The 12,031-nt window shown below is 47.7% G+C and carries 9 protein-coding genes; all 9 read left to right on the top strand.

Annotation, left to right across the window (positions count from 1 at the left end):
* Window positions 1–35: 35 nt before the first annotated feature.
* Complete coding sequence (locus tag FVR03_RS08140; protein WP_147921251.1) at window positions 36–1,286, top strand: SdiA-regulated domain-containing protein; 1,251 nt, start codon at window positions 36–38, stop codon at window positions 1,284–1,286.
* Between the two features lie 371 nt (window positions 1,287–1,657).
* A complete protein-coding gene (locus FVR03_RS08135; protein ID WP_187270091.1) occupies window positions 1,658–2,500 on the top strand; it encodes a phosphatase PAP2 family protein in 843 nt (280 codons plus the stop codon).
* Between the two features lie 163 nt (window positions 2,501–2,663).
* Entirely contained in the window at window positions 2,664–3,116 is a 453-nt protein-coding gene (locus FVR03_RS08130) for a PepSY-like domain-containing protein (protein WP_147921249.1), read from the top strand.
* 213 nt (window positions 3,117–3,329) lie between these two features.
* Window positions 3,330–4,022 carry a response regulator transcription factor gene (locus FVR03_RS08125; protein ID WP_147921248.1) on the top strand — a complete coding sequence of 231 codons (693 nt, stop codon included), beginning with the start codon at window positions 3,330–3,332 and terminating at the stop codon, window positions 4,020–4,022.
* Window positions 4,012–5,379, top strand: coding sequence for a sensor histidine kinase (locus FVR03_RS08120; protein WP_147921247.1), 1,368 nt, complete (start codon window positions 4,012–4,014; stop codon window positions 5,377–5,379). The genes FVR03_RS08125 and FVR03_RS08120 overlap by 11 nt, the downstream gene beginning before the upstream one ends.
* 105 nt (window positions 5,380–5,484) lie before the next feature.
* Entirely contained in the window at window positions 5,485–6,801 is a 1,317-nt protein-coding gene (locus tag FVR03_RS08115; protein ID WP_147921246.1) for a TolC family protein, read from the top strand.
* Between the two features lie 134 nt (window positions 6,802–6,935).
* Window positions 6,936–7,928: an efflux RND transporter periplasmic adaptor subunit gene (locus tag FVR03_RS08110; RefSeq protein WP_222707194.1), complete on the top strand. Its 993-nt coding sequence runs from the start codon at window positions 6,936–6,938 to the stop codon at window positions 7,926–7,928.
* Between the two features lie 24 nt (window positions 7,929–7,952).
* Entirely contained in the window at window positions 7,953–11,051 is a 3,099-nt protein-coding gene (locus FVR03_RS08105; protein ID WP_147921244.1) for an efflux RND transporter permease subunit, read from the top strand.
* 640 nt (window positions 11,052–11,691) lie between these two features.
* The coding region (locus FVR03_RS08100; protein WP_147921243.1) for a TetR/AcrR family transcriptional regulator at window positions 11,692–12,031 on the top strand (340 nt) is incomplete at its 3' end.

Below are 12,031 nucleotides of genomic sequence, written 5' to 3'. Positions count from 1 at the left end.
TTCTTATTCTTGTGAACTTATAAAATGAAACAAGCATGAGAAAGTTAATTCAGATAGCTGTAGTAGCCTGTGCTACCGGTCTTGGTGCCTGCGACCTGCCGGACCACAAGGTGAGCGTGCCGGAAAGTGTGCAGCAGCAGTTCGCTAAACTATACCCTACCGTAAACAAGGTGGAGTGGGATGACGAGGATGGGCTCTATGAAGCGGAGTTTGAGATAAGCGGGCGGGAGCGTGTGGCGCAGTTCAGCCCTGCCGGCCAACTGGTAACATATAGCGAGGAAATTGAGGAGCAGTACCTGCCACACATAGCGCTGGAGGAGCTGAATACAAACTTTGCGGCCTACAAGGTAGCAGAAGCTACCCGTGTAAATCAACAGAACAAAACAGTGTACCAGGTAGAGCTTAAGCAGAAGCACCAACAAGATGTTACCCTTGTTTTTGATGCAGACGGCTACATGCTGCAGCCGGAGCCATATGAAGCAGGCTTTGTATCGAAACAGGGAAAATCAGCGGATCCTGAATCTCTCGGAAAGCCAAGCAGACAATGGGAACTTCCGGAAGAGCTACGGGAGGTATCGGGTATTGCGCTGGTTCGGGAGAATCTGATGGCCTGTGTGCAGGACGAGGAGGGAGCTATTTACCTTTTTGATCTGGAGAAAAGCACAGTGGTACAAAAAATACCTTTTGCCGGCCCCGGCGACTACGAAGGCATAGCCCTTGTTAGCGATACGGCCTACGTGCTGCGCAGTGATGGTGCTCTTTTCGAAGTGCCTGATTTTACAACAGGCAAGCAGAAAGCCGTTTATTACCCCTCCGAATTACCCGCCACTTTAGACACAGAAGGGCTTACGTACGACAGGGCTAACAAGCGCCTGCTCATCGGGTACAAAGGCGAGGACAAAAAACTAACCGAAGATAAAGGAATTTACGCCTTCTCTCTCTCCACGAAAAAAATGTTGCAAACTCCCGTTATCACCATTCCTCTAAAACAGCCGGTTCTGCAGAGGAGCGGCCAGCAGCCCAAGACCATCTCCGATTTGCTGCAGGCTTCTTCCCTGGAGTTGCATCCGGGTACAGGCGCACTTTTCGTGCTCGACTCACCAAACAAGCGCCTGCTGCGCATTTCAGAAAAAGGCGAAGTACTGCACCTCCTGAACCTGGATAAAGAACTGCTGAGGCAGCCCGAAGGCCTGGCCTTTGGCAACCAGGGCGAGTTCTACATAGCCAGCGAAGGCAGCAAAAAAGGAAAAGGTGTCCTGCTGAAATTTGAAACGCCACTGCTCTAACGGCTCCTCTCGTTCAGAAGCTTTACCGGTAGAGGCAGGTTGCCAGGTGTATGCCCATACCAAACAAGTTAGACCCTTGACAGTCTTTTGACGAAAAGCCTTCTGGAGGCCAGTTTCATGTAAATAATTCAACACCCGACCTGGTTACAGATGCCAGACGTTGCGGCAGTAGCAGCATAGCGGTAAAGTTTTCTAATATTTCATCAGGAGAGTATCCTAACTACAAATTTTCTTCAGGATCTGGTGCTAGTATTGGTTTGTAAAGCGGGTTTAAAGCAAACGAGTTTATTATGATATGCTGGTTAAAGAAATCACGGAATTCAGGTAAGGCAGAAGGAGCTGCCTGGTGCCAGAATAAAGCGGGAGCACCAATGAAAACCGTCAGACTGTTTCAGGTGGTTTACGGCAAAATGCTGCTGCTATTGGTGGTGTTGTGCATGTGTTCAGGGGTGCAGGCACAGGTGCCTCAGCGGGCAGACAGTTTACAGGAGCAGTATCAACTGCAGCCACAGGCCTACACCAATGCCTTGCGGTTTGTGAAGCCAGTTGCCCTGGTAGTTGCAGGCACAGGTGCCTGGACCCTGACGTACGTTTTTGTAGATGAGCCGCTGCAGCAGTTTACTCAAACCAATACCACTGCGGTAGCAGATTTTGCAGCAAGTGTAGTAGAGCCGCTTGGCAGGCAAAAATATATGGCCTCCGTGTCTGGAGCTGTGCTGGTGAGCGGCTGGTTGTTGAAAGACAGAAAGTTGCAGCAGTTCGGAACACTTGCGCTGGGCAGCACACTCACCAACGCTGTGGTTACCGGTGCCCTGAAAAACGCCATGAGGAGGCACAGGCCAAGCGCAACTACCGAAAACAACCAGTTCGACGGCATCACTAAAAAATCGCATCATTCTTCGCTGCCTTCGTCGCATACCTCTACGGCTTTTGCCTTTGCTACTTCGTTGGCCACCGTGTACCAGCACCACAAAGTAGTGCCGCCTGTTGCTTATGGCGTAGCTACACTTGTGGGCTTATCCAGAATTTATGATAACGCTCATTGGGCTACCGATGTGCTGGCTGGTGCAGCAGTCGGTTACCTTAGTGCAAAGGGCATTGGCCTGTTATACCAGTATGCAGAAAAAAGGCTCGACGATAGGAGGCAGAAGCTATACATCGTGCCTATGCTCGAACCCAACACGGCGGGCCTTTGCGCCGCCCTCGCTTTTTAACCCCCCGGTGCAGCATTATTCAATCCATCATTCATCCTCTTATTCAAAATGGAGCAGCTAACCTTTCAGCAGCCAATTATTTAAATAAAAAAGGCCTTCAGAAGGCAAAAATCAATTTAAGTGCTTACCCCTTTTACTTATTTTTTAACTAAATTTTTTTACCATGAACAAGCAAATCAAACATTTCTTCTCTTTTCTGCCACTTCTGGCTACTCTGGCAATCTTTTCCGGATGCGATAAAGACAGCGATACGGTGGTGCCGGAGAGCGAGCTTCCTGCTCAGGCCCTTAGTTTTATAGCCACTCATTTTGCAGGGCAAACTATAGCGCAGGTAGTAGAAGAGAAAGAGCGTGCAGATGTTTCGTACGATGTAAAGCTAACTGATAGCACTAAACTAGAATTTACCAGCGCAGGTACTTGCACCAGCATAGAGTCGGCGGCTAAGTTACCTGATAGTGTAGTTCCTGCTGAGATTCGAGATTACGTTACCACCAACTACAGCCCATACGAGGTGCGGGCCTGGGAGCTGGAGAAAAACGACCAGGAAGTAAAGCTCACTAACGGTGTTGAACTTAAATTCGACCTGAACAACAACTTCTTGCGAGTTGACGACTAACTAACTGCTCCTGCAGTAGTGCCAGGCCTTTGTTGCCGGTTAAAGGAACGATGTTTAGCAGCTTTCCTCTAACTGGCAACAAAGGCCTTTTTGTTTAACTGATGTTACTGCATACAGGTGGTAAAACAGCTGCCATTTGCTTACGTTTTATAATTTATTGGATAGCCACTACTTGTTTTTATTAATTTTGACCCTTCCTTACAACAACTCTCTATGATAAAATGTCTTTTAGTTGAAGATGACCCAAGTATGGCATCATTCATAAAAGAAGGTTTAACAGATAAAGGCTACCAGGTGCAGCTGGTAACCGATGGTTTTGAAGCCTCCGACCTCATTAGCCGCAACGACTACGATATCGTAATTCTGGATATTATGATACCGAGCATAGATGGTTTTGAGGTTTGCAAAATTACAAGGCGGCGAAACGTAAAATCTATTATAATTATACTGAGTGCCCTGGGCAACCACGAAGAGAAAATTAAAGGCCTGGAAGCCGGAGCCGACGATTTTATGTCGAAACCTTTTCATTTCAGAGAACTGCTGGCCCGTATAAACGCGCACCTAAGGCGCAAGCAACTGGAACAAGGTATTTTTGAGGCAGATAAGTACGCTGACCTGGAAGTAAACGTAGAGCAGAACTCTGTAAAAAGAGCAGGAACCGACATTTTGCTCACGCCCAAAGAGTTTAATTTATTGCTCTTTCTGCTCAGAAACAGAGAAAAGGTGTTGTCGCGGATAGAGATATCGCAGGCTGTCTGGGATATTCATTTCAGTACGAATACCAATGTAGTAGATGTGTACATTAATTACCTGCGCAACAAAATAGACAAAAATTTTTCTACCAAACTTATTCATACCATTAAAGGGCGCGGGTACCAGTTAGCAGACAAATCGAATGAATCTTAAACAGAAACTGGCGCTGCGCTCTACCTTTGTTTGTGCCGTTACACTGCTGCTGGTATTTGGGTGCACGTTTTACTTTTACAGAAATTACACCATCAAGTATTTTTATAACAAGCTGGAGGATAGGGCGCTGCTATCGGCTATTATTTACCTGGAGAAAGATGAGCTTAACAAACAGAAATACCGCGAGTACGAAAGCAAGTACCTCAATAGGCTCGACAACGAAACCATCCAGATTTATAACGAAGCCGACCAGGTAGACTTTGTGCCCGAAGTCGGTTCTTTTCCGGTAAACAGTGCTTTGCTGCTGCGCATCAGGAAGCGTGGCATTGAAAACTTTAAGGTAAACGGACAGCAGTATGCCGGTATTTATTACGAAGACAACCAGGGGGATTTTGTCATCATCAGCACCGGCGAAGACGTAACAGGCCGCGACAGACTCTACAACCTGGCCCTTATTCTGTCGTTGCTTTTTGTAGTTGGCATCCTTATTAATTATGTGCTGAATGTGATACTGGCAAAAAAAACGTTTCGTCCCTTCTCGTCTATCCTGCAGAAAGTAAACACCATCTCTACCGAAAACCTGAATTCGCGCCTGCCTCAGAAAGATAATTCAAACGATGAGCTCAACGATCTTATTTCTACTCTGAACATGTTCCTGAACCGGCTCGAGTCTGGTGTAAATAACCAGAAACAGTTTCTGAAAAATGTTTCTCATGAGTTAAAAACACCTTTGGCTGCCATTATAGGCGAAACCGAACTGAGCTTAGACAAAGAGCGCAGTTCGGAGGAGTACAGGCAGGTGATGCAGAAAATACTGAAGAACTCTGTTGAACTTAACTCGATGGTGGAGGGGTTGCTGCTCATCAGTGGGCTCAAAAACGCTAATTTTGTACCCGATCGCCGGGAGTTTCGTTTAGATGAGCTGCTCTGGGAAGTGCTGGAGCGGCTTAAGTTTAAGTTTCCTGAAGCTGAAGTAAACACCTTGCTGGAGATAGAAGACAGCGACCTGCTGCAGCTTAAATCGCACCCCGAGTTAGTGGCCACCGCCATGACCAACATTATAGACAATGCCATTAAATTCTCGTTCGACCAGACCATTACCATCAACATCAGGCAAGCCGAAAACGGGCAGGTGGCACTGCTTGTAAAAGATAAAGGGTATGGTATTCAGGAGAATGAACTGGATAAGGTTTTTGAGCTGTTCTACAGAGGTTCTAATTCTAAATATCAAAGACCTGGCCACGGCATAGGCCTTTCATTAACGAAGCATATTGTAGATTTCTGTCATATTGGGTTCTCGATCAGTTCCAGCGCCAACCACGGAACAGAGGTTCAACTGGTATTTCCGGCAGTTTAATCTAAAGTTAACTGGGTTCTAATTGTATTCTAATGTAGGCCACAGAAGCCTGTAATGTTGCTGAAGTAGCTTTGTTGTTCACTTACAAAGCTACTCAGGCAACCTATGACATTAAAACTATTCCAGCATACTGTCTGGCTTCTGCTACTACTTGTGTTACCTCTGGTGCAGGTGCAGGCGCAGCACCAGCCAGCCGATACGGTATCTTTCACAAGGGCAGAGGCAGAAGCTCTTTTTCTGCAGCGGAACCTTGCTCTAATCTCCGAACAACTCAACATTGCCCAGGCAGATGCCCAGATTCTGCAGGCGAAGGCATGGCCGAACCCCGAACTTGAAATAAGCGAAGTTAACTTCTGGGCCACACCCCACCAGGTAGCCAACGGCGATGGTAATCCACCGCTTTTCCGCAATGGTTTCGGGGAGAACAGGCAGCTATCGGTGCAGTTGGAGCAACTGGTGCAAACTGCCCGGAAGCGTAAGAAAAACATATCGCTTCAGGTAGCGAACCGCGATTTAGCGCAGGCAGCATACACCGATTTCCTGCTGTCTCTTAAAGCAGAATTCAGAAACCTGCTGTCGGACCTGCTCTACCACCAGAACAACATTGCCTTACTGCGACAGCAGCAGCAGGTGCTCACGCCACTTATTCGGGCGCAGGAGGCACAGCTAAATAACGGCAACATCTCTAAAGCCGATTTTTACCGCATCCGGGCACTGGATCTGTCGTTGCGCGCAGAGCTAAGCCAGGCCGTGCAGGAAAGCAACGAGGTGCAGAAAAACCTGAAAACGTTGTTATTAGTTCCCTCTCAGCAGACGCTTTTCCTGAACGAGCCTTCCCCGATTCAGGGCCAGAACCTGCTCCTGAACCGGACGCTCGATAACCTGCTGGTGCTGGCAGAGAGCAATAACCCGGCGGTTCGTGTAGCTGAATCGGGTATTCGGGTAAGCCAGGCGGAGCACACGCTGGAGCGCGCTATGCGTGTTCCGGATCTTGCCTTTAACACCAACTACGACCGGGGCGGTAACATACTGCTTAACTTTATAGGATTCGGTGTAACGCTCGACCTGCCTTTTTTCGACCGTAACAAAGGAAACATACAGGCCGCTAACATCCGGGTACAGCAGAGCAGGCATGTGCACGAACTTCAGGTAAACGAGGTTCGGAATGAGGTTGTAAAAACCTTCTCGGATTTCAGTCAGCTTGTTACCCTCTACCAATCTATCGACGAGACTTACATAAACGACCTGGACCAGGTGCTGGCAGGGGTAAGTCGCAACTTCCAACGCAGAAACATTGGCCTGCTGGAGTTTCTCGATTTCTTCGACGCTTTTAAGGAGAATAAACTCCTGTATTTCGACACCATCAGGAGCATAGAATCAAAAAAAGAAGATCTCAATTATATAACAGGAACCGACTTATGATAAACGCAGCAATTTTAAAAAAGCTAATCTATCTGGCTTCTGCCGCAACCTTCTGTCTTCTTCTAGTAGCCTGCAGTAGCCAGGATAATACAGCACAAGTTGCCAGCTCCGAAGGGTATTGCATGCCCGCGCACATGGCCAGCAGCTTAAAAACAGCCGATGTAACACTGGCTACAGCTAACAACAGCATACAGCTGACAGGCAGAGTGGTGAGCAACCCCGAAAAGTATTTTAGGTTTATCCCGCTTTTAGATGGTGTAGTTTCGAAGGTGAATTTTGCGCTCGGAGACTACATACAAAAAGGTACGGTGCTACTCGAAATACGAAGCCCGGAACTCAGCAGCCTGAATGCAGAACTGCGCACCGGGCAGGTACAGCTAAAGCTGGCCCAGCGACAATTATCGGCTGCAAAAGAAATGTACGCCGATGGTGTGGCCTCTGAAAGAGACCTGTTGGAAGCGCAGCAGGATGTAGAGGTGGCCCAGCTGGAGATAAAGAAAGTGCAGGAAAACCTGGGAATTTACGGCGGTAGCCTCGAAAGAGGCGTGTTGCTTGTGCGGGCACCTTTCAGTGGCTACGTACTATCGAAAGAAGTGGTGAGCGGGCAGCAGATAGAAGCCGGTGAGGAGCCACTTTTTGCCATAACAGACCTGGAAGAAGTTTGGGTAATGGCCAATATTTATGCCGGCAGCCTGAGCAGTGTGCAGCAGGGCATGAAGGTACAGGTAAAAGCAAGCTCCTACCCCGACCAGGTGTTTGAAGGCGAAATAGACCGCCTCTCAAATACATTCGACTCGCAGGAACGTGTGCTGAAGGCCCGCATACGCCTTAAAAACCGCGACCTGCTCCTGAAACCGGAAATGTTCGTGAATGTGACCGTGAACCTGAAGAAGGAGGTTCAGAAACCGACAGAAGAAAGACTGCTCTCATTGCCTTCCAAGGCCATGATTTTTACTAACTCCAGGCACCAGGTGGTGGTTTACCGCGATAGCTGCCATTTCGATATTGTGCAGCTGGAACCTGTTTACCAAACAGACGATGCCATTATGATAAGAGATGGGTTAAAAGAAGGAGACAAAGTAGTGACAGAAAACCACCTGCTCATCTACAATCAAATCCAGAAATAACAGGAAGGGACATAGGAAGACAACATGGATAAATTTGTTCAGAGTTTAGTATCGTTCTCTCTAAAAAACCACATCATCATCTTTTTCCTGACGGCATTGCTGGTTGCAGCAGGTGTTATAAGTTATATAAATACGCCTATTGAAGCATTTCCGGATGTAACCAATACCAGGGCCCGGATTATTACACAATGGCCTGGCCGCAGTGCCGAGGAGATAGAGAAATTTATTACCCTGCCCATTACCCGGCAAATGAACACCATTCCGCGGAAGGCCCAGGTGCGGTCAACATCGCTTTTCGGTCTGTCGGTGGTAACGGTGCTGTTCGATGAGAATGTAGATGATTTTTATGCGCAGCAGTATGCCTCCAACCGTTTGCAAAGCATAGAACTACCAGAAGGGGCAGAGGCCGAGATAGAGCCACCTTCCGGCGCAACCGGCGAAATATTCCGTTATGTGCTGCAGAGCAAATCGAGGGAGATCAGCGATTTAACGGCTATACACGAGTGGGTGGTAGAGCGCGAACTGGTAGGTGTGCCGGGTATTGCAGAAGTAGTGAGTTTTGGCGGTGAAGAGAAAATTTATGAAATACAGGTTAACCCGGTAGAACTGGCTAACTATAACCTGTCGCCGCTCGATGTGTATGAGGCTGTAGGAAACAGTAACATTAACGTGGGGGGCGATGTAATTAACCACGGCGACCAGGCTTATGTGGTGCGCGGCGTTGGTTTGCTGGAGAGCGTGCGCGATATCGAGAACATCCTGATCGATAACGTGAACGGAACACCTGTGCTGGTAAAACATGTGGCGGATGTAAAGATAGCTGCCAAGCCACGTTTAGGCCAGGTAGGACTAGGCGACGACGATGACCTGGTACAGGGCATTGTAATTATGCTCCGGGGCGAAAACCCCAGCGAAGTAATTACCCGCCTGAAAGATAAGATCGAGGAGCTGAATACCCGCATCCTGCCTTCAGACGTTAAAATCGTGCCTTTTCACGACCGTACTGTACTCGTAGATAACACAGTAAATACCGTTACGCACAACCTGCTCGAGGGGATTATACTGGTGTCGGTGCTGGTGTTCGTGTTCCTGTTTAACTGGCGGACTACCGTTATTGTAGCCTCTGTTATACCGCTGGCCTTTTTGTTTGCCATTATGATGCTACGCATACAGGGGCTTCCTGCCAACCTTATTTCTATTGGTGCGGTAGATTTTGGCCTGCTCCTGGAGGGCACCATGGTGGTGGTAGAACATGTGTTTGTGGGGCTTGACAAGCGGGCAAAAGAACTCGGAATGCCACGGTTTAACCAAATCTCGAAACTGGGTATTATCAAGAACCAGACACGGTCTGTTGCCAAGTCTATTTTCTTTGCCCAGATAATCCTGATCGTGGCCCTGATGCCTATCTTCACGTTCCAGAAAGTGGAAGGCAAAATGTTCTCTCCGCTTGCCTTTACCTTAGGGTATGCTCTAATAGGGGCTGTGTTGCTTAGCTTAACCTATGTGCCGGCCATGTGCAAAGTGCTCCTGAACAAAAACGTGGTAGACCGCGAAAACCCGATCACCAACTTTATTCGGGGCGGCATGTTTAAGCTCTACCAATTGGGGGCGGCCTCTAAAAAGCTAACAATAGGTCTCTTTGCCGGCTTGTTAATAGCCTGCGGCATCGGTTTCAGCCAGTTGGGCACAGAGTTTATACCACAGCTGAACGAAGGCGCGCTTTATGTGCGGGCTACGCTCCCCAACAGCATCAGCCTGGAGGAGTCGGTGAAGCTGACGAAAGAAATGAAAGCCAAGTTCCGGGAGTTTGATGAAGTGCAGTTTGTGCTCACCCAAACAGGCCGGCCAAACGATGGCACAGACCCTACCGGCTTCTTCAACATCGAATTTCATGTGCAGCTGAAGGATGAAGGCGACTGGTCGCGTCCTGTATCTAAAGCAGAGCTGCTAACCGAAATGGAGCAATCGCTGGGAGTTTACCCCGGCATCACGTTTGGTTTTAGCCAACCTATCATGGATAATGTGGAGGAGTACGTGTCGGGTGTGAAGAGCTCGCTGGTGGTGAAGGTGTTCGGAGATGACCTGTTTCAGCTGGAGAGTGCCGCAGACCAGGTAGCAGAGGCCATTAAAGATGTAGAGGGCATACAAGACCTGACTATTTACCGGAACATCGGCTTGCCCGAACTCCGGATTAAACTAGAGGAAACCCGCATGGCACGATACGGCGTAAGTATGGCCGATGCACAAGCCGTTATTGAAATGGCGATTGGCGGGAAGGCAGCTACTTCCTTTTATGAAGACGAACGCATTTTTGATGTGCGTATCCGGTATGCGGAGCCTTTCAGGAAGTCAGAAGCAGAGATCCGGAATATTCTGGTGCCGGCCAACAGCGGTTCTATGATTCCGTTGTACGAAATAGCCGATGTGGGCTCCTTTACCGGGCCAGCCTTTATCTACCGCGAAGGCAGCAGCCGCTATATTGCGGTGGGTTTCTCTATCAGGGGGCGCGACCTGGGCAGTACGGTAGTAGAGGCGCAACGCAAAGTAGAAGCGCAGGTGCAGCTGCCGGAGAGTTACCGCCTTTCGTGGGCAGGTGAGTTCGAGAACAAAGAAAGGGCGACAAAGCGGCTCAGTTACATTGTGCCTATTTCGCTACTGATGATCTTTTTCCTGCTCTACGTAAATTTCGGCAGCTTAAAAGATACGCTCATCTCATTGTTAACCATTCCGTTTGCCTTTATAGGCGGGTTCCTGTCGTTGTGGCTTACCGGCACTACCTTTGGCATATCGGCTGGTATCGGGTTTATTATCTTGTTTGGCGTAGGCACCATAGATGGCATCATATTAATTGCCGTTATGAAAGATTATCTGCGGAAGGGCCTGCCACTGCAACAGGCAATTTCAGAAGGTGTGTTCAGCCGTATCAGGCCTGTGTTTATGATTGCGATTATGGGCTCTGCCGGGCTTCTGCCAGCGGCACTCTCCACAGGCATGGGCTCCGAAATACAAAAACCACTGGCTATTATGATAGTAGGTGGCTTAATGATCTGTATGGTGCTTTCCCTGATTGTGCTTCCGCAGGTGTATTACTTAGCCTACAGAAAGAAACATGTTACCAGGTAATGCAACGAGCACACTTGTTTAAAAACTAAAAGGTAAATACTATCTTTTACTGTCTGCCATCTGGACGAGACCTTTCCTGAGCTATTAGAAAATCAAGGTCTTGTCTGGGTGGCAGTTTTGTGTGTCGTAAGGTTTCTCTGTTCGCAAGCCACTTCATACCCTTGACAAAAAATCTATTAAATACCTTCTGAAGGGCATTTTTATTTAAATAATTGCTGCTAGTTCGCTGTTGGATGATAAATTGTTTTATGGTTAACTTCAGATCTTGTAGGCGAAAAGCATGCAGCTATAGGCATGGCTGTAACCTGTTCATCTTTTAAATCTGAAAGAAGCCCTGTGTAGCAGGTAAATATCCGGCTTCTTACGTCTGATAAACTATGCATATAAATCATGAAAACCGAGTGTCGTGAATTATGCTATGTGTGCCGTATTTTTCAGGGTCTGGCATTTTATGATACCTAAAAGGTAAGACGCAGCCTATAAAGCTGATCAGCAGGTCAATTATTCAAATGAAAATGGCCTCCAGAAGCAATTTTAGAAAAAAGTTGCCAAGGGTTCGGTAAAAAAAAGACCGAAATAAAGCTTAATCTAAATTTAATCTTTATCTTTGGACCAGAAAACGATTTCGGTCTAGAAGGGTATGAGTGAAAAGGATGAACTTGTAAAGCAGGAGATACTGAAAGAAGCGCAAAAGCTTTTCAGGCAATATGGCTGTACCAAAACTACCATGGAGGACATCGCCAAGGCTGCCGGAAAAGGAAAAAGCACCCTCTACTACTATTACAAGAGCAAAGACGAGATTTTTGATGAAGTAGTCTGCCGCGAAATTGAAGATGTTTTCTGTAGTGTAAAGCAGGAAGTAGACAAACTGGAGTCGGCTGAAGATAAGTTACGCACGCTCTGCTATACCAAGTTCAAGATACTACAGGAGAAGGCTAACCTCCACAACGTTATAAAAGGCGACATAGAGGCAAACTTTC

It is taken from the genome of Pontibacter qinzhouensis (assembly GCF_008017455.1).
GTDB classification, from domain to species: Bacteria; Bacteroidota; Bacteroidia; order Cytophagales; family Hymenobacteraceae; genus Pontibacter; species Pontibacter qinzhouensis.
The sequence above is the reverse complement of the archived record's forward strand: the minus strand, read 5'-3'. Positions and strand labels throughout refer to the sequence as shown.